General features: G+C 59.5%; 17 protein-coding genes. 1 reads left to right on the plus strand and 16 read right to left on the minus strand.

Annotation, left to right across the window (positions count from 1 at the left end):
* Positions 1-19: 19 nt before the first annotated feature.
* Genes buk through ilvN form a run of 3 tightly spaced genes read right to left on the minus strand, consistent with a single transcriptional unit; the run spans position 20 to position 2615 of the window.
* Positions 20-1126: a butyrate kinase gene (buk, locus tag DESLA_RS0116235; RefSeq protein WP_028573285.1), complete on the minus strand. Its 1107-nt coding sequence runs from the start codon at positions 1124-1126 to the stop codon at positions 20-22.
* Between the two features lie 14 nt (positions 1127-1140).
* Complete coding sequence (locus tag DESLA_RS0116240) at positions 1141-2091, minus strand: phosphate acyltransferase (protein WP_028573286.1); 951 nt, start codon at positions 2089-2091, stop codon at positions 1141-1143.
* A gap of 44 nt (positions 2092-2135) precedes the next feature.
* A complete protein-coding gene (gene ilvN / locus DESLA_RS0116245; protein WP_028573287.1) occupies positions 2136-2615 on the minus strand; it encodes an acetolactate synthase small subunit in 480 nt (159 codons plus the stop codon).
* A 394-nt stretch (positions 2616-3009) separates the two neighbouring features.
* On the opposite strand from ilvN, the gene DESLA_RS0116250 reads away from it, so the two are divergent.
* A complete protein-coding gene (locus tag DESLA_RS0116250; RefSeq protein WP_028573288.1) occupies positions 3010-5193 on the plus strand; it encodes a glutamine synthetase III family protein in 2184 nt (727 codons plus the stop codon).
* Between the two features lie 242 nt (positions 5194-5435).
* Here the strand turns inward: DESLA_RS0116250 and DESLA_RS0116255 are convergent, their stop codons facing one another.
* The 13 genes from DESLA_RS0116255 to trpB all read right to left on the minus strand — a co-directional run bounded on the left by DESLA_RS0116255 (position 5436) and on the right by trpB (position 17706).
* A complete protein-coding gene (locus DESLA_RS0116255; RefSeq protein ID WP_028573289.1) occupies positions 5436-5936 on the minus strand; it encodes a HyaD/HybD family hydrogenase maturation endopeptidase in 501 nt (166 codons plus the stop codon).
* 111 nt (positions 5937-6047) lie between these two features.
* The gene (locus DESLA_RS21030) at positions 6048-7748 is read right to left on the minus strand and encodes a nickel-dependent hydrogenase large subunit (RefSeq protein ID WP_084032138.1); all 1701 of its coding nucleotides are present in this window, start codon (positions 7746-7748) and stop codon (positions 6048-6050) included.
* Positions 7749-7803: 55 nt separating this feature from the next.
* Positions 7804-8763, minus strand: coding sequence for a hydrogenase small subunit (locus DESLA_RS0116265; RefSeq protein WP_028573290.1), 960 nt, complete (start codon positions 8761-8763; stop codon positions 7804-7806).
* Positions 8764-9383: 620 nt separating this feature from the next.
* The gene (locus tag DESLA_RS0116270; RefSeq protein WP_028573291.1) at positions 9384-10586 is read right to left on the minus strand and encodes an FprA family A-type flavoprotein; all 1203 of its coding nucleotides are present in this window, start codon (positions 10584-10586) and stop codon (positions 9384-9386) included.
* Positions 10587-10653: 67 nt separating this feature from the next.
* Positions 10654-10812: a rubredoxin gene (gene rd, locus DESLA_RS23500; RefSeq protein ID WP_156932998.1), complete on the minus strand. Its 159-nt coding sequence runs from the start codon at positions 10810-10812 to the stop codon at positions 10654-10656.
* Between the two features lie 45 nt (positions 10813-10857).
* Positions 10858-11073: a rubredoxin gene (locus tag DESLA_RS23505; protein ID WP_028573292.1), complete on the minus strand. Its 216-nt coding sequence runs from the start codon at positions 11071-11073 to the stop codon at positions 10858-10860.
* A gap of 77 nt (positions 11074-11150) precedes the next feature.
* A complete protein-coding gene (locus tag DESLA_RS0116285; RefSeq protein WP_028573293.1) occupies positions 11151-11525 on the minus strand; it encodes a desulfoferrodoxin in 375 nt (124 codons plus the stop codon).
* Positions 11526-11669: 144 nt separating this feature from the next.
* Complete coding sequence (rbr, locus tag DESLA_RS0116290; protein ID WP_028573294.1) at positions 11670-12245, minus strand: rubrerythrin; 576 nt, start codon at positions 12243-12245, stop codon at positions 11670-11672.
* Between the two features lie 69 nt (positions 12246-12314).
* The gene (locus DESLA_RS0116295) at positions 12315-12728 is read right to left on the minus strand and encodes a Fur family transcriptional regulator (protein WP_028573295.1); all 414 of its coding nucleotides are present in this window, start codon (positions 12726-12728) and stop codon (positions 12315-12317) included.
* 247 nt (positions 12729-12975) lie between these two features.
* The gene (locus tag DESLA_RS0116300; protein WP_028573296.1) at positions 12976-14988 is read right to left on the minus strand and encodes a methyl-accepting chemotaxis protein; all 2013 of its coding nucleotides are present in this window, start codon (positions 14986-14988) and stop codon (positions 12976-12978) included.
* A gap of 17 nt (positions 14989-15005) precedes the next feature.
* Positions 15006-15482, minus strand: coding sequence for a cytochrome c family protein (locus DESLA_RS0116305; RefSeq protein ID WP_035261958.1), 477 nt, complete (start codon positions 15480-15482; stop codon positions 15006-15008).
* Between the two features lie 127 nt (positions 15483-15609).
* Complete coding sequence (gene trpA, locus DESLA_RS0116310) at positions 15610-16383, minus strand: tryptophan synthase subunit alpha (RefSeq protein WP_028573298.1); 774 nt, start codon at positions 16381-16383, stop codon at positions 15610-15612.
* Between the two features lie 144 nt (positions 16384-16527).
* On the minus strand, positions 16528-17706 hold the full coding sequence (gene trpB / locus DESLA_RS0116315; RefSeq protein ID WP_028573299.1) for a tryptophan synthase subunit beta: 1179 nt from the start codon (positions 17704-17706) through the stop codon (positions 16528-16530).
* Positions 17707-17847: the final 141 nt, after the last annotated feature.

Raw genomic sequence — 17847 nt, forward strand, 5'->3', positions numbered from 1 at the left:
GGAGCGGGAAGCGGAATGGCTACAGGTGATGGGTTTCAAAATCATTGCCGACGTAATCTTGGACCTCGACCCTGCCTTCCAGGGCCGCCAGGGCACTTTCAGCCATAACCCGCGCCTCGGTCAAGCCCAGGACCACCTCGATCCGGGCCCAGGGCGCGAGCCGGGCTGTCAGCTCACGCACCAGCAGCGCGCTGTGGGCCAGGCCGCCGGCGAGCACGATGGCATCCACCGGGCTCGGATCGTTCGTGGTCACGAGAACCGGCAGCAGCGACGCGATGTGCTTGGCCGTTGCGTAGACAAAAGCGGCGACCACGGATGCGGCCCCGGGGTCCGCGTGTCGGACCATCTCCTCGATTTCCCGGAAATCATTGGTCCCCAGGTGCGCAAACAACCCGCCTTCGCGGAGTACGGCCCGGCGCAGTCCGGGAATATCCATGACGCCGTCCTCCAGAAGCCGGAGCAGGGGCAGGACCGGCAGCGCCCCGCTGCGCTCCGGGCTCATCGGCCCCTCTCCGTCCAGGGCATTGGTCACGTCCACCACCCGCCCGCGGCGATGTGCGCCGATACTTATGCCGCCTCCCAGATGGGCGACGATGAATTTGCCGTTTTCGTAATCAACTCCCAGACGGCGGGCCGCCTCCCGGGCCGCGCCGCGCTGGGACAGGGCGTGGAAGGTGCTCCGGCGGCGGATGCGCGGCAGGCCGGTCAACCTGGCTTCCGGGCACAGCTCGTCCGTGACCACCGGGTCCACGATCAGCGCCTGGCCTCCGAAGCGCTGCGCAATCTCCAGTGCCAACGGCGCGCCCAGATTGCAAGGATGCTCCCCAAAGCGTCGCAAGCGCAAATCCCCAAGCATCTGCTCGTCAATCCGGTACACCCCGCCGGGCAACGGGGCCAGCAAGCCGCCTCTGCCCACCACGGCGTCCAGCCGATTTTCACCCGCCTGGTCGAGAACAGCGAGGATGGGTTCCAGGCGCAGCGCGAACTGGCTCCAGACGTTGGGAAACCCGGCCAGCTCGGCCTTGGAATGCTGAACCTCGCGGGACAACGTCGGCTCCAGGTCTTGGAACAGGACGACCTTCGTGGAGGTGGAGCCGGGGTTGATGGTCAGGATGGTCTTTTTCATGAATGTCCGGGGGGTCAGAGGTCGGCTGGATGATGATGCTCTGAATCGTGGCTCACGGCTCGCACCAGATAGACCGCCAGGGCCATGGAAAGCAGCTTGGACCTGGGAGAGTCGCCGCGGGAGGGAACGACGATGGGCACGGAGCTGCCCACCACGACTCCGGCCACGTCCAGGCCGAGCAGGGTGTTCAGGCATTTGTAGAGCACGTTGCCGCTTTCGATGTCCGGCGTGATCAGAATGTCGGCCTGACCGGCGACTTCGTTCTGGAAACGCTTGCTGGCCGCGGCCTTGGCCGAGAGCGCGAGGTCCAGGGCCATGGGGCCAGCCACATGGGCGTCCCCGAAGGCGCCTTCCCGGCCCATGCGCGCGATCAGATCCGCGTCCAGGGTGGACGGCATGGCCGGATAGTTGACCTTTTCCGTGGCCGCGAGCATCGCCGCCCTTGGAGCCGCAATCCCCAGGGCTCGGGCCACGGTCAGGGCGTTGCGTAGGATTTCCACCTTGCGCTGCAGGTTGGGACGGATGTTCACCGCGGCGTCGCTGAGCAGCATCAGCTTGCCGGAATGCGGGTTCTCGAACACCGTGACATGGCTGAGAATGCCCTGGGGCGGAACGCCGCCGGTCTTGTCCAGCACGGCTTTGAGCAGCGTACTCGTGGAGACGGCTCCCTTCATGATCAGCGCGGCCTCGCCCTCCCGAAACATCCGGACGGCCTCCCGCACCGCGGCCTCGTCGTCCGGAAGGTCGACGCCGCGCAAGTCCGAAATGTCCGCGCCCAGATTCTCGGCGATGCGCCGGGTGGCGTCCATGTCGCCGATAAACACGGGCTCCACCACGCCTGCGGCGTAAGCCTGCATCGCGGCTTCCAGTACGAAGGCGTCCCCGGAACGGGCAATGGCCAACTTTGGGTTTTGGTCAGCCGTGGCCGCCGAACGGATCAGATCGTCGAGGGAAGTGATGGCCATGGGAGTCATGGGTGTCATCGGTGTCAACGAAACGGCCGAAGATATCATTCGTCCCCGCGCTTGAGGGCGATCATCCCGGAACGGCACAGGCTCTTGATGCCGTGGGGCTTGAGCATGTTGATCAACCCGTCCACCCGTTCCCGGTCCCCGCTCATTTCCACGGTGATGGTCCGTCGGCCCATGCCCACCACGTTGGCCCGGAACACCTCGAAGATCTGCATGATCTGGGTGGTGGTGGCCGGGTCCATGGCCACCTTGACCAGGATCAGCTCCCGGTCCACGAATTCCTTGCGTCGCAGATCGTCCATGCCGATAATCACGTCCATCGCGGCCATGTCCTCGGTGATCCGCTGGACGTCCTCGTCGGTCCCGTCCAGGCCGATGGTCAGCCGGGAAATGTCCGGGTCCTCGGTCTCCCCGGCGGAGATGCTGCGGATGTTGACGTTGTATTTCCGGATGGCCTGGGCCATGTCGGCCAGGACTCCCGGTTTGTTTTTGGTCAAGGCGGATATGGTCTGGGTCATGAAGGAGACCTCCTTGTTCTGGCGGAATGCTGCCTGTTTAAATATTTGTACAAAAATGTAATATTAGAAGCTAAACTGATAAAAAAATGAGCATTTGAATACAAAAATGTAATAAAATTGTTTCCCGCCTTGCGGGGAGATTTATAATCTCCTAATATATCATGCAATATTTTCTTGGAACGACTTTTGCTAAATTGCGTGCAAATGGAACAGGCCCTGAGGAAACAGAGGGGACGAGCCACGGGAGAGGCCTTTATGGAGAGTGCTCGTCTCCCGCGCTGGTCGCCGCGCTTTCTGCCGGGGACGATTCCGAACAGGACGTCAGGTTGCAAGTACGTTTTTTCTTGAGGCCGGATATTTGTCAACACGAGAAGAACTACAAAGGAGAATTTTCATGAGCGGAATCCAGTCACGTCTGAACGCCATTTCAGCGGTCACCAACTACGTACCCTCCGCGGCACCGCTGAACTTCGCGGAAACCAAGCCCACGGATCTGTTCGGCTGCAACGTCTTCAACGACAAGGTGATGAAGGAACGACTGCCTTCGGATGCTTACAAGTCTTTGAAGAAAACCATTGAGTACGGCGAAAAGTTGGACCCGGCCCTGGCGGACATCGTGGCCAACGCCATGAAGGATTGGGCCATCGAAAAAGGGGCCACCCATTTCACCCACGTATTCTACCCGTTAACCGGCCTGACCGCGGAAAAGCACGACGCCTTCCTGGTCCCGGACGGCAGCGGCGGGGCAATGGCCCAGTTCAGCGGCAAGTTGCTGATCCAGGGCGAGCCGGACGCATCCAGCTTTCCTTCCGGCGGTCTGCGGACCACCTTCGAAGCCCGCGGTTACACGGCCTGGGACGTGACCAGCCCGGCCTACATCCTGGAAAACCCCAACGGGACCTTCCTGTGCATCCCCACGGCCTTTGTCTCCTGGACCGGCGAGGCCCTGGACAAGAAGACGCCGCTTCTGCGTTCCTTGCAGGCCCTGAACAAGCAGGCCAAGCGCGTGCTCGGCCTGTTCGGCGTGGAGACCAAGCTCCCGGTGACCTCCTATGCCGGCCCGGAGCAGGAATACTTCCTGATCGACCGCAACTTCGTCTTCACCCGCCCCGACCTGCTCATCGCCGGTCGTAGCCTGTTCGGAGCCAAGCCGGCCAAGGGCCAGGAATTCGAAGACCAGTACTTTGGAGCCATCCCGCGCCGCGTCCTCTCCTTCATGATGGAAGTGGAGCGGGAGCTGTACAAGCTGGGCGTGCCCGTGAAGACCCGACACAACGAAGTCGCTCCCGGACAGTATGAAATCGCGCCGATCTTCGAGGCCGGCAACCTGGCCACGGACCACAATCAACTGGTGATGACCGTGTTGCGCAACGTGGCCAAGCGCTACGGCATGGAATGTCTGCTGCACGAAAAACCCTTCGCCGGGATCAACGGCTCCGGAAAACACCTGAACTACTCCATCGGCAACGCCGAACTGGGCAGTCTGTTCGATCCGGGGGAAACCCCCCATGAAAACGCCCAGTTCCTGATCTTTTGCGCCGCGGCCATCCGGGCCATGCATAAGTTCGGCGCATTGTTGCGGGCCACCGTGGCCACGGCATCCAACGACCATCGCCTCGGCGCCAACGAGGCGCCTCCGGCAATCATGTCCGTCTACCTGGGCGCGCAACTGACCGACGTGTTCGAGCAGATCAAGGCCGGAGCCGTAAAAGGATCCAAGAAGAAAGACGCCCTGACCGTGGGCGTGGACACCCTGCCGCCGCTGCCCATGGATCCGGGCGACCGCAACCGGACCAGCCCCTTCGCCTTTACCGGCAACCGCTTTGAGTTCCGCGCCGTGGGTTCCGCCCAGTCCATCGCCGGGCCGCAGGTGGCTTTGAACACGATGATGTCCGAGTCCCTGGACTACATGGCCACGGAACTGGAAAAGGCCACCAAGGGCGATCCCGGAAAGCTGAACAACGCCGTCCAGGCCCTGCTCAAAAAAGTCATCATTGAACACGAGGCCATTATCTTCAACGGGGACGGCTATTCCGAGGAATGGCACAAGGAAGCCGAAAAGCGCGGCCTGCCCAACCTGAAGACGACCCCCGAGGCCCTGCCCGAGATTACCAGCAAGCCGGTGATCGAGCTGTTCAAAACCTACGGCGTGCTCTCCGAGGCGGAACTGCATTCACGCCAGGAGATTTATCTGGAGCAGTACAGCAAGACCATCAACACCGAGGCCAACCTGGCCATCCGCCTGGCCAAGACCGTGATCTTTCCGGCCGCCGTGCGCTACCAGGGAGAGTTGGCCGCCACCTGCGCCAACCTCAAGGCCATCGGCCACGACGTGAAGATGATCACCCTGGAGGACGTGACCGCCAAGCTGCGTTCCCTTCAGAAAGCCGTGGGCGATCTGGAGGGTGCGTTGGGGAAGGTCCCTCATGGAGATACCCTCAAGGAAGCCAAGTATTTCTGCGAGGCGATCCTTCCGGCCATCAACACGGTTCGTGAATGGGCCGACTGCCTGGAGACGTTGGTGGCCGACGATCTGTGGGCCCTGCCCAGCTATCAGGAGATGTTGTTCATCAAATAGCCGGTACCCCACGCCTACCGGAAACGAAAAAGGCCGCCCATTGGGCGGCCTTTTTCGTGGTGAAATCAAATTCAACGACGCGGCAGGTTCCGTTTTTGGAAAGTAACCGCGCGTTATACCATTCTAATGCAAAGCTTCTCTTTCGGGGTCGGTATCGGTATCGGCATCGGGGTCGAATTAGGATTATTAGCGAACAAACAGTATCGATCCCGATCCCGATACCGATACCGACCCCGATAGTATTATTGCGTAATCGGGCGATATTCGCCGCCCTGGTCCGTGATTTCCTGGAGTACGGCCTGACAGATATCTTCCAGGCGGGCCTGGCAGGGTGGGGTCAATTCGGTGCCCCAGGGGTCGAACTCCTTGGGCTCCATGCCGATGACCACGGCGTCCGGGCAGTTGCCCAGAACCTTGCAGGTGGCCAGGGTTTCCAAAAGGTCGGTCTGGTGCATGGAGTTCTTGAAGGCCACGCTCTTGCCCATCTCTACGCCGGCCAGACGGTACAGCGTTCCCGGTTCGCCGCCGTTGACCACGGCATCCACGACGATCAGCCGGTCAAACTCCATGATCGGTTCCATCAAGGCCATGCCCAATGTACCGCCGTCCATGAGTTCGACGTTGGCTGAAAAGGAGTACTCGGCGCGCAGTTTTTCCACGGTCTTGACGCCGACGCCTTCGTCCTTGAGCAAAATATTGCCCACGCCAAGAACCAGAATTTTCGGAGAGTTCTGTTCGTTCATCGGATTTCCAAATACGGAGAGCGAAGAATCCCCGACCCCCGGGGTCCCTTCGCTCTCCGTTGATGCATATCGTCCGGCGTTGCAAAAGGCAATCGGACGTTCAGGTTATGGTTACAGGACCTTGAACTCGTGGACCTGGTTGGTCTTGGAGTCGATGACGTGCACGCCGCAAGCAATACAAGGGTCGAAGGAGTGCACGGTGCGCAACAGTTCCACGGGACGCTTCGGATCGGCGATGGGCGTGTTGATCAGCGCCTCTTCCACCGGTCCCAGCTTGCCCTTGTCGCAGCGCGGTCCGAGGTTCCAGGTGGAGGGGACAACCAACTGGAAGTTCTCGATCTTGCCGTCCTTGATCTTGATCCAGTGGCTCAGCGCGCCGCGAGGCACGTCGGCGAATCCGACACCCTCGGCCTCGTCGGGCATTTCATGGTTCTCCGCGATCTTGTTGTTCCCGCTCTTCAGGTTGTCCACCAGTTCGTCCAGCCAGTCTTCCATCTTCTGGGCGATGGTCAGGGTGTGGATACCGCGGGCCGCGGTCCGACCCAGAGTGGAGTGCAGGGCTTCGGGGCCCACGCCGAGGTGGTTCAGGACCAGATCCACGGCGGCGACGGTTTCCGGCTGGCCCTTGCCGTAGGCCACCAGCACGGCTGCCAGCGGGCCGACTTCCATGGGCTCGTCATTGTACCGCGGGGCCTTCATCCAGGAGTAGCGCTCGGTATCGCCCAGCTTGGTGTACTTGGGCTCGGTCACGCCTTCGTAAGGATGCCGGGCTTCGGAGCCTTCGTACCAGCTGGCGGCCACGTGCTCGTAGATGGCGTTGGGATCAACGTCATGCACGGTGGACAGGTCGCGATTCATGATCACGCCGGGCGGCAGCCAGCGGCTGTTCAGGTCTTTCTCGATTTTCGGATACTCGCCGAAGGCCAGGTAGTTGGTGCATCCGCCGATGCCGGCCCAGTCCTTGTAGTAGGAGGCCACGGCCAGCAGATCCGGGATGTATAGCTGTTCAATGAATTCCCGTGTCTCGCGCAACAGGGAGCGGTACTCTTCCAGCCGCTCGGGTCGCAGGGATTCGTAGCAGGTCACCCCGCCGCTGATGGTGAACTGGGTGTGCGGGACCTTGCCGCCGAAGATGGCGATGGCCCGGGTGGCCTTGATCTGCAGGCGCAGGGCCTCCAGGTAGTGGGCCGTGGCGATCAGGTTCACTTCCGGCGGCAGGTAGTAGGCCGGGTGTCCGCCCAGGAAGTCGGCGTTGGTGAAAATACCGAGCTGGCCCTGGTTGACGTAGGTGGTCAGCTTTTCCTGAACGGCCTTCAAGTCCTCGGCCTTGGTCGGACGCGGGGAGATGTTGTTGGCGATCTTGGCGGCCTTGATCGGGTCGGCCTGCAAGGCGCTGGTTACGTCGACCCAGTCAAGGGCGTGCAGGACGTAGAAGTGGATGAAATGGTCGGCGACGGTTTGCGAAGCCATGACCAGGTTGCGGATGATCCGGGCATTATCGGGAATCTCGACGCCCACGGCGTCGTCCAGGCATCGGGTGGATGCCAGGGCATGTACGTAGTTTCAGACCCCGCACGCGCGAGCGGTGAAGTGCTGCGCGTCTCTTGGGTCGCGACCCTTCAGAATGGTCTCCAGACCACGGTACAACTGGGAGCTGGAACGGGCGTTGACGACTTTGCCGTTGTCCACTTCCACTTCCAGACGCAGATGGCCCTCGATCCGGGTCAACGGATCGACGACGATCGGCCCGGAGTAGGCGCTTTGGGGCGTCACCGGAATGACCGGTGCGGCTTGGGGCTTACAGCCTGACATGGTATGTCCTCCTTACGATAGGTTTCGGGAATCGCGGTTTACGAATCGAGACAGCCTAGACCGGCTTGTAGAACGGGCTCAGCTGATCCCAGAACTTCGGCTCGCTGCAGCCGATACAGGGGTGGCCGGCTTCCACGGGCCAGTTGGTCTCGTTGAACTTGACCTTGGGACAATTGTTGTAGGTGTCCGGCCCCTTGCAGCCGACTTCATACAAACACCAGCCCTTTCTGGCTTCTTCGGAGTCAAAGGACGGGGCGAATTCGTAATTGAAGAAATGGTCCAGGCGCTCGCACAGTTCGTGGACCGACTCGCCGTAGAACATCTTCGGGCGATTCAAACGGTCCAGTTCGGGCATGCCCTTGGTCAGCAGGTGGACCACTGTGCCCACAAAGTTGTACGGGCTCGGCGGGCAGCCGGCGACGTTGATGGCCCGGGTCGGCAAGCCGAGGTGTTCCATCAGCTCGTTCACGCCCATGGCGGCGGTTGGGTTCGGGTCGGCGGATTGGACGCCGCCGAAGGTCGCGCAGGCGCCGATGGAAATCACGGCCTGGGCTTTGGGCAGATACTTTTGGGCCATTTCCAGCATGGTATGTCCGCCGACCATGCCGTAAATGCCGTTGTCCTTGGTGGGAATGGCGCCTTCGACTACGGCAATGAACCCGTGAGGCGAGTTCACGGCCTGTGCCAGGGCGTCCTCGGCGGCGTCGCCGGCCGCGGCCATCAGGGTTTCGTGGTAATCCAGGGAAATGGTGTCCAGAAGCAGTTCGTCAATGTACGGGTTGACCGTACGGACCACGGCCATGGAACAGCCGGTGCACTCCGCGAAGTGAAAGTAGACCACCGAGGGCCTGCGCGGATCGGTCAACGCGGCCGCCACCTGTTTGGCGAACGAGGCTTCCATGCCCATGACCGCAGCGACCGTCGCACAGAATTTCATGAAGTCGCGGCGATTCACGCCACGGCATTCGAGCCGTTTCTCGGCTCCTTCCTTTGCCAGACCAACACTGAGTCTCATAACCCACCTCCGTTTAAACGGTTAAACAGGAAGAAATCGCCTTTGGTGAAAAGCATTAAAGGTAAAGGTTTTCAGACATTGAAAAATTGTCGTTTCCCAGGGCCGGGTGGAATCGTCGTTTTACGACTCCAGGGCCTGTGAAAAAAAGAACATTTCAACACAATGCTTTTCCAAAGTATGGTGAATTACCTAGCCCCGCGACAGGAGCATGTCAACCAAAAGGGGACGAGAGCACACTTTTTTGTTTCATCTTACGAAAAAGCAACGGTTTGCCAAGGAATGATACTGATCAGTCGAGATCTCTCGATCATAAACGTGAAGTAACTACTCAGCACAGAGTAATGCTGTTGCCGGGGTCGGGGTCGGAATCGGGATCGGAATCGAAAACGCTGGGAAGCGTTCTAAAATCTTCCTGTTCCGATTCCGACTCCGATACCGACCCCGATTGCCGGAGCAAGAGCGGGCACAAAATGTGCTGAGTAGATACAACGTGAAAAGGCAACCGTCATACTCTTGGAACGCACCATGTGAAAGGGCGCTCATTGAGAGCGCCCTTTGCTTTCGTTCGATCCGCCTTCGCCCGGAATGAACGGGGCGACCGTGTATGATCCGCGAAAAAATCACTCTGGAACGCGAGCGATCACCTCCCGTCCGATCTTGCTGCCGAATTCCTGGCAGGCGTCCAGATCCTGGTCCGTGGGGACGTTTTTGACGCGCAACGGTTCGGCAACGATCTCCACCTTGGCGGATTGCAGGAACTCGGATATCTGTTTGGCCGCCTCGCCGCTCCAACCGTAAGAGCCGAAGGCCGCGCCGATTTTGCCTTGTGGCTTGAGTCCCTTCATATAAGTCAACATGTCCGCGAGTAATGGGAGCATGCCGTTGTTGTGGGTGGGGGAGCCGGCGACGATGGCCTGAGCATCCATGATAAACGGCATCACGTCGCTGTGATGGGCCGATTTCAAGGAAAACATCTGCACGCTGACGCCTTCGGCCATCATCCCATCGGCAATGGCCCGGGCCATCCGTTCCGTGCTTTTCCACATGGTGTCGTAGAAGACTACGGCCTTGCGCTGGGGCTTTTGGGCGCTCCACTCTCCATATTTGGCCAGTATTTCCGGAATATGGGTCCGCCAGATCAGCCCGTGGTCCGGTGCGATCATGTCGATGTCCCAGCCCACCTCCCCGACCTTTGCCAAAAGCTTTTGAACCAGAGGAGAGAAGGGCAGAATGATGTTCGCGTAGTAACTGGCGGCCAAGTCGAACAGCAGACTCTTGTCAACCTGGTCGTCGAACCGTTCGCTGGAAGCCAGGTTTTGACCGAAAGCGTCGCTGGAGATGAGCAGCTTGTCCTCCGGCAGGAAGGAAAACATACTGTCCGGCCAGTGCAGCATCTTGGTTTCCAGAAAGGTGACCGTACGCTTGCCCAGGCTGATGCTCTGGCCGGAGGCGACGACCTCGTAGGGCCAGTCCTCACGGTGATAATGACTGATCAAAGCCTGCTTGGCGATGGGCGAGCAGAACACCTTTTCCGGTTTGACGATCTCCATGATCTTGGGCAACGCCCCCGAGTGGTCCGGCTCCACGTGGTTGACGATAAGATAGTCGATTTGTTCCGGATCAATGGTGGCCTTGAGGCAACGTAATAATTCGTCCACATGGTTCGCCGGGACCAAATCGAACAGGGCGATTTTTTCGTCCTTGACCAGGTAGGCGTTGTAGGTGGTGCCGCGAGGGGCAAGGGAGTAGCCGTGAAAATCCCTGAGGTTCCAATCCACGGAACCGACCCAGAAAATATCCTTTTTGATTTCGACTGGCAGCATTCGTGTTCTCCAATAAAAAAGCCCTCTCCCGGACTTCTGGAGAGGGCTTGGTAGGTGATGGTCCGGGTTACCCTTCCGGCTCGAAATTGTCCTTGGACGCTCCACAGACCGGACAGGCCCAGTCAGCGGGAACATCGTCGAAGCTGGTTCCCGCGGCGACGCCGCTGTCCGGATCGCCTTCCGAGGGGTCGTAAACGTAACCGCAGATACTGCACACATATCGCATAAGCGACTCCTTAAGTTGGGCTAAAAGGTGGGCAAAAGATTTCAATCATCCTTTGGGAGCTTCCTCGACGGCCGAACCGGGCCCGGCCAAAGGGCGGAACGATTTGGTTCCGGCTCCGCAGACCGGGCATTTCCACGTATCCGGCAGATCCCGAAATGCCGTTCCGGCAGATATCTTGCCGCGCTTGTCGCCCCGGTCGGGGTTGTAGATGCATCCGCAATTCGTGACTTGGCACTGGTACATGTCTTCCGGGGTGGCCATGCTTTCTCCCTGTGTTCCCCGCCGTTAGGCGGGTTAGTCGTCAAGCGGGATGCCGAGTTGGAAATCAAGCAACTCGGCTAGGCCTTCCAAAGGCCGTGCAGATTGCAGTATTCGCGAGCCGTGACCTGTTCGGCCTGAATACAGAATTCAGCCACGGGCTCTTGGCCGGGTTGCAGGAACTGCTTGTACGACTTGCCGTCCGCGATGATTTCGATCCATTCGATGTAGTGCTTGGCTTCCATGGGGTGAAGAGTGCTTCCCACGGTCACCTTGTAACCGTTGGCCGTCTTTTCCACCACGGGCACATGTTTTTCCTTGGCGGCGTCCACGGTGTTTTCAGTCATCAACTTCATGGGTTCGCCGCAGCAGACCAGCTCTCCGCCACCTCCGTGCAGGACGTCGATGATGTTGCCGCACAGGTCACACTTGTACACTTCATGTTGTTGGGCCATTCCTACGCTCCTTGTCTGATTCATGGGGAATAAGGATAAGTTGAAGCCTATTCGGATACGAACCGCCCGTCAAACCATTTCCAAATACTTTCGCCCGGCCGGTGGATCTTTCGGGTGGTACTTCCGGCCGGGCGCGGTTGAACGCTACCAATTTTCCTTAAGGACTTCAAAATGCGCCTGGGGATGGTCGCAGGCCGGACACGTGTGCGGAGCCTTGGTTCCGGAGCCGACATACCCGCAGTTGCGGCAACGCCACGTCACGGAAAGGTCCTTCAGAAAGACCTTCCCGGATTGAATGTTCGCGGCCAGTTCGCGATATTGCTTTTCGTGCTGCCGCTCGGCAATGGCGATAGCCTCCATGGCCGCGGCGATTTCCGGAAAACCTTCTTCCTTGGCGACCTTGGCGAAACTCGGATACATTTCGGTCTGCTCGTGGTGCTCGCCTTCGGCTGCGGCGATCAGGTTCTCATAGGTGTTGCCGATCACCCCGGCCGGAAAGGAGGCCGTGATTTCCACCTCGCCGCCTTCCATGAACTTGAACAGACGCTTGGCATGTTCCTTTTCCTGGTTGGCCGTTTCCTCGAAAATAAAGGAAATCTGCTCGTACCCTTCCTTCTTGGCCTGCTTGGAGAAGTAGGTGTACTTGTTGCGCGCCTGGGACTCCCCGGCAAATGCGACCAGCAGATTCTTCTCGGTTTGGGTTCCTTTCAGTCCGCTCATGATGATGTCCTCCATGGTTTCGTAGGGTTTCGTGGTTCAAAACAGGTCGCGCATCGAGAGAACGCTTTGTCAGCCGTTTTCACGCGCTGTCATGCAATCCGCGCAAATGCCGTACAGCTCCAGCCAGTGCCCGGTAATCCGGAATTCACTCTCGGCCTCAAGGGCGGGGTCCCGGCGCATGACCACCGAAGCGGCGTCCGAAGGCAAATCTCCAACCTTTCCGCATTCAACGCAGCAGACGTGCAGATGCGGGTCCACGAACGCGTCGAAGCGCATTTGCGAACCGATCTTGTCCAGCTTGCGGATGAGTCCCTGGGAGTGCAAAAATTCCAAGTTGCGGTAGATGGTCCCCAGGCTGACATGGGAAAGGCGCTTGCGCACCAAGTCGTAGACCTCGTCGGCGGTGGGGTGTGTCCGAGTCCCGCGCAGTTCTTCAAGGATGATTCTTCGCTGTGGCGTCAAACGAGGGTTGGATTTCGGCATGATTGGCGTCCTTCTGTTGCGTAAACGAGAACTATTCCTATTAGCTGTTGATGCAGTTTGTCAAGCCTCGGAATGAACAAGGGCCGACTTTATCGTGCTCAGCGAAGCGAAGCTCGTTCTCGTGCCCGGAATCGAGAAAAATCGAGCGGAGTGAGACCGCGCGTAAAACATAAGGGGGCGGCCCCGGCAATGTCCGGTCCGCCCCCTTCCTTTCCTTCGCGTCGAAATACGTAGAAATCGTGTCCGGTCAATTGTCCTGAAACTTCTTGACCAGTTCGTTCAGTCGCTCAGACATTTGCGCGATCTCCTGAATGCCCCGATCCGCCTCCTGAATGTCCCGACTGTTGGCCGTGGACAATTGACTGACCTGGCCGATGCTTTCATTGATTTCGTCGCTGGTCACGGATTGCTGCTCAGCAGCGGTGGCGATGGTCCGGATCATGTCCGCCATGGATTCGGACCGCTCAACGATTGTTTGCAGGGCTTCCCCGGCGACCAGGGCCTTTTCGGCCGTGTTTTCGACCACGGAGCGGGTTTGCTCCATTTTCTCCACGGCGTTCCGGGTGCTGGACTGGATCGTGGTGATTACCTCCTCCACCTGCTTGGTGGCTTGCACCGTACGTTCCGCGAGCTTGCGAACCTCGTCGGCGACAACGGCGAAACCGCGTCCGGCGTCTCCGGCCCGGGCCGCCTCGATGGCCGCGTTCAAGGCCAGAAGGTTGGTCTGGTCGGCGATATCATTGATCACGTTCAGGACTTGGCCGATGTCCTCGGCCCGTGAGGCCAGATCGTTCAGGGAGCGGGCTAAAGCGTCCGTATCCTGAGCCACGCGCTTTACGTCGTCCACCGTCTCCCGGACGCCCTGACCGCCCTCCTGGGCGCTCTGCGTGGCCTGGGCCGCGGCTTCAGCGGTTTGGGCCGAACTGCGGGCGACCTCGATGACCGTGGCCGTCATCTGGTTCATGGCCGTGGCCGCCTGGGTGGTCTGTGACTCGGTCATCCCGATCCGATCGCTGACCGTGATCATCTGGTCCGAAAGTCTTTGGGCCATGTTCCGCAGAGAGTTCGACACCTCGGTTACATCGCGGGCCACGACAAGCAAATGGTCTTGCTGTTTCTGTATCCGAGCCTTGGCTTTTTCCTCCTGGGTCAGGTCGATGACCACACCAATGGCGCCGATCACCTGACCCTGAGCGTTTTTGAGCGGAGAAACTTCACGGTATATCGGCACAATGTGTCCGTCGGGATGGGTGTATTCCCGCTTGCCTTTGACAATCGTGCCCTCGCGAATAACCTGTGAGGCGGCGCAGGAGCCTGGGGCCACCCCCATCATCTCGCATGTTGGGTGCCCGAGGATACTTTCTCTGGATTTGCCAAGCAATTCGACTGCTTGGTCGTTGATAAAGGTGACTTTTTCTTCATGGTCCGTCACGTAGAGGGGGACGGCAATGCCCTCTAAAACTTCTTTGTTGTACTCCAATTGATCCTGGATGCTTTTGACCATCGTCCCCAGGTTGCGGGCCAGCCGCCCCAGTTCGTCGGAACCGGTGATGTCAAAGGTGACGGAGTAGTCGCCCTGACTGATTTTTTGGCTCGCGCCGCTCAATGTCGCTATTTTTCCGACAACGGCTCTGCGCATGAAAATCAACAGGCTGGCCAGTAAAATGGCGAATCCGCCAAAGGAAAGCGCCGCTCCTTTGACTTGATGGTCCCTGAGCGTCGCCATTTCCACGCCCACGTCTTGAAAAACGAGCATGGCGCCCAAAATGGGCTGGGATCGACCATGGCAATGGTAACAGGCTGGTTCATTGGGGATTGAACGGAGGCGAACATAGTATGGCCTCTCAGCGGTATCCAAAAGTACGGCCCGGTCCGTCTCCCGGCTCAGGCCCTCTTGCAGGATTGCCCGTATTTCCTGCTGACCATACACCGTGAGCATATCCTCCCGCACCACTTTCGGCCGAGTCGCGTAGGTGATGTTGCCTCGAAAGTCGGTCAGATACACGTCGATATCAGTGTACAGGTTCTCGACCTTGGCGAACTGGTCCCGGGTCCCCTCGTCGTCACCGACGATCATCGGTTCTTCGATAGCCATTTGCAGCAGATCCGACACCCGCGTGCCCATGGAATCGATCTGATGCATGGTGTCGGTGCGTTGCCAATACGAATTGACGAGCAGGAGGGCCACGAAAACCGATGCCGTCAAGATGGTGACCAGAACGAGAATCTTTGCTCCCAGGGAGTTGCGCAGCATATTCATGATTGTCTCCCTTGCGGTCAATGCGCCCCGCTGTAGAGCAGCGGCTTGTAGTTGATCACTTGGACTCGTTCGTCTTCATGGCACGGGCGGCAGACGTCGAGGGACAGACTGCCGAGGATGTCGTCCTGGTGGCCGGTCCTTGCGTGTACGGAGCCCGGGCCATGACAGCTTTCACACCCCACATGGGCCATTTCCGGAGTTTCTTCGAAGCTTCGAAATCCTCCTGGCTGCCCATACCCGGTAGTATGACACCCGTAGCATTCTCGAAGTTCCTCCGGTGTCAACTTGGGAGCCATCAGCCGGACGCTGTGGTCGGAGTTGGCTTTGTTGGCGTGCTCCATGAACCGTTCATACTCATCCGGATGACAGTACGAGCACTCCTTGGACCCCACGTAGCTTGTTCCCGACGGTCCCTGCGCGCCGATCATCAGCGGCAGAAGAAACGCCAGGGCGAACCATAGGATCAAAAAGATCCCGAACGTTGCCTTTTTCATCGTCGCCTCCAGTTTCGATCCAACATACAAAAATGCATGACAAAAATGAAAAATTTCAAAATATACAAGACCTTTTTGGTATGCCTCTAGTCAAGGTTTGTGAAAAAAGCAACGTATATTGGAATTATCAAGGTATCATCCAGGGGCTCAAAAAATCACCAACCTTACCGGTTGCTTCCAGGTGCCGGATCAAAGCGCTGCCCATGACCACCCCGTCCACGGCGGATTCCACGCCCTGAAGCTGAGTCGGGGAGTGCAGGCCGAAGCCCAAGGCCAGGGGAATGGAGAAGGTTTGTCTGGCTTGGAGCAGGGCCTCCCGGAGTTCCTCCGGCAGGGCGTCCCGGACCCCCGTGGTCCCCATGACCGAGACGAAGTAGACGAAACCCGAGGCCTTTTCAGCATGAAGTGAGAGCCGCTCCATGGAGCTGTTCAGGCCGACCAGCGGGATCAGGGCGATGCCGTGCTTCTGAAGAATATTACGAATCTCGACGTTTTCCTCCAAGGGCAGATCGGCAATGATCAGCCCGTTCACCCCGGCCTGCTCCGCGTCCCGAGCCAGTTTGGGAATGCCGTACTGAAGAAAGGGATTCATATAGCCCATCAGCACGATCCCGGCCCGGATGGTCGAGCGCCTTCGAGTCAGTTCCTCCAGTATCCAACCCAGCGTGACGCCCTGCTCCAGGCAGTGCAGGGCAGCCTGCTCCACCACCGGTCCGTCGGCCACGGGATCGGAAAAAGGCACGCCGATCTCGATGATGTCAGCACCCGCGGCGTCCAGATCCTGAATGTGCTTCCAGAAAGCATCCTTGGTCGGATATCCGGCGGGCAAGTAGGGCATCACGGCCTTACGACCCTGGGCCAGGGCCTGATTGATCTTATCGGTCAAATGACTTGTGGACATTAGGGTTCTCCGGAAAGGTTAGAAGGAGTGGGTATTCAATAGTCAGGAGTCAGGAGTCAGAAGTCAGAGAGAAAAGCTGTTGCATTCAACCCCTAAACCGTATTTCCTCTCAGGTCTCAGCCATCAGGTCTCAGCCATCAGGTCTCAACCATCTCTCTTCGCCAGCGCCTGTCGCACGATCTCCAAATCCTTGTCTCCACGACCGGAGAGGCAGACGATGACGTCGGTGGTGGCGGGCAGGGTTCCGGAGAGGCTGAGGACGTGGGCCAGGGCGTGGGAGCTTTCCAGGGCCGGGAGGATGCCTTCGGAGCGGGTCAGGCGCATGAATCCGGCCAGGGCCTGATCGTCGGTGACGCAGACGTACTCGGCCCGGCCCAGGGCCTGAAGGTGGGCGTGTTCCGGGCCCACGCCGGGGTAGTCCAGGCCTGGGGCCAGGGAGTGGGAGGGCAGGATCTGGCCCTCGGGGGTTTGCAACAGCTTGGTCATGGTACCGTGCAGCACTCCGGGGGTTCCGGTGCTGAGGGTGGCGGAATGACAGCAGCCCGGCGAACCGTCCCCGGCGGCTTCCACGCCGATGAGGGCCACCTGCTCATGGGGCACGAAGGCATGGAACATGCCGATGGCGTTGGACCCGCCGCCCACGCAGGCCACGACCCGGTCCGGCAGCTTCCCGGTGCGTTCTCGAAACTGGGCCAGGGCTTCCCGGCCGATCACGGCCTGCAGCTCGCGCACCAGCAGGGGAAAGGGGTGCGGCCCCACGGCCGAGCCCAGGCAATAATGCGTGGCGGCCTGCTCGGCGATCCAGTGGCGCATGGCCGCGTTGATGGCGTCCTTCAGGGTCCGGCTGCCGGACTCCACGGGCCGGACCGTCGCGCCCAGCAGTTCCATGCGCTGGACGTTGTGGGCCTGGCGGACCACGTCCTCCGCGCCCATGTACACGATGCACTCCAGACCCAGCAGGGCCGCGGCCGTGGCCGTGGCCACGCCGTGCTGCCCGGCCCCGGTTTCGGCCACCAGCTTGGTCTTGCCCATGTGCTTGGCCAGCAGGGCCTGACCCACGGTGTTGTTGATCTTGTGCGCCCCGGTGTGGGCCAGATCCTCGCGTTTCAGCCAGACCCCGAAACCGACTTCCCGCGAGAGGTTAGCGCAGTGATACAAGGCCGTGGGGCGACCGACGAAATGAGTCAACAACTCGGTCAGCTCACGCTGAAACGCCTCCCCGGCCATGATCCGCCCCATGGCCTCCTCCAGTTCCAACAGCGGGGGCATGAGCAGTTCCGGAGCGAACCGCCCGCCGAAATCGCCGAAATATCCTTTTTTCATGTGATGTTCCTCTGATTTGGGTTCATGAGTGTGACGAATGGAGTCCTGGTTGCCGTTAGTATCTCTCGATATCAGTGTCCAAATCGCAATCGAAATCGCAATCGAAATCGGAGAGAAATACGCACCACTACCGCATGTCCG

It is taken from the genome of Desulfonatronum lacustre DSM 10312 (assembly GCF_000519265.1).
Taxonomy (GTDB): Bacteria; Desulfobacterota; Desulfovibrionia; order Desulfovibrionales; family Desulfonatronaceae; genus Desulfonatronum; species Desulfonatronum lacustre.

Excerpts from the sequence above, each read along its gene's own strand:
- trpB (WP_028573299.1), bottom strand. The coding sequence starts at position 17,706 with ATGAAAAAAGGATATTTCGGCGATTTCGGCGGGCGGTTCGCTCCGGAA.
- DESLA_RS0116255 (WP_028573289.1), bottom strand. The coding sequence starts at position 5,936 with ATGAACGAACAGAACTCTCCGAAAATTCTGGTTCTTGGCGTGGGCAAT.
- trpA (WP_028573298.1), bottom strand. The coding sequence starts at position 16,383 with ATGTCCACAAGTCATTTGACCGATAAGATCAATCAGGCCCTGGCCCAG.
- DESLA_RS0116300 (WP_028573296.1), bottom strand. The coding sequence starts at position 14,988 with ATGAATATGCTGCGCAACTCCCTGGGAGCAAAGATTCTCGTTCTGGTC.
- DESLA_RS0116305 (WP_035261958.1), bottom strand. The coding sequence starts at position 15,482 with ATGAAAAAGGCAACGTTCGGGATCTTTTTGATCCTATGGTTCGCCCTG.
- DESLA_RS0116265 (WP_028573290.1), bottom strand. The coding sequence starts at position 8,763 with ATGAGACTCAGTGTTGGTCTGGCAAAGGAAGGAGCCGAGAAACGGCTC.
- ilvN (WP_028573287.1), bottom strand. The coding sequence starts at position 2,615 with ATGACCCAGACCATATCCGCCTTGACCAAAAACAAACCGGGAGTCCTG.
- DESLA_RS0116240 (WP_028573286.1), bottom strand. The coding sequence starts at position 2,091 with ATGGCCATCACTTCCCTCGACGATCTGATCCGTTCGGCGGCCACGGCT.
- rbr (WP_028573294.1), bottom strand. The coding sequence starts at position 12,245 with ATGAGCGGACTGAAAGGAACCCAAACCGAGAAGAATCTGCTGGTCGCA.
- DESLA_RS0116250 (WP_028573288.1), top strand. The coding sequence starts at position 3,010 with ATGAGCGGAATCCAGTCACGTCTGAACGCCATTTCAGCGGTCACCAAC.
- DESLA_RS0116285 (WP_028573293.1), bottom strand. The coding sequence starts at position 11,525 with ATGGCCCAACAACATGAAGTGTACAAGTGTGACCTGTGCGGCAACATC.
- buk (WP_028573285.1), bottom strand. The coding sequence starts at position 1,126 with ATGAAAAAGACCATCCTGACCATCAACCCCGGCTCCACCTCCACGAAG.
- DESLA_RS0116270 (WP_028573291.1), bottom strand. The coding sequence starts at position 10,586 with ATGCTGCCAGTCGAAATCAAAAAGGATATTTTCTGGGTCGGTTCCGTG.
- rd (WP_156932998.1), bottom strand. The coding sequence starts at position 10,812 with ATGCGATATGTGTGCAGTATCTGCGGTTACGTTTACGACCCCTCGGAA.
- DESLA_RS0116295 (WP_028573295.1), bottom strand. The coding sequence starts at position 12,728 with ATGCCGAAATCCAACCCTCGTTTGACGCCACAGCGAAGAATCATCCTT.
- DESLA_RS23505 (WP_028573292.1), bottom strand. The coding sequence starts at position 11,073 with ATGGCCACCCCGGAAGACATGTACCAGTGCCAAGTCACGAATTGCGGA.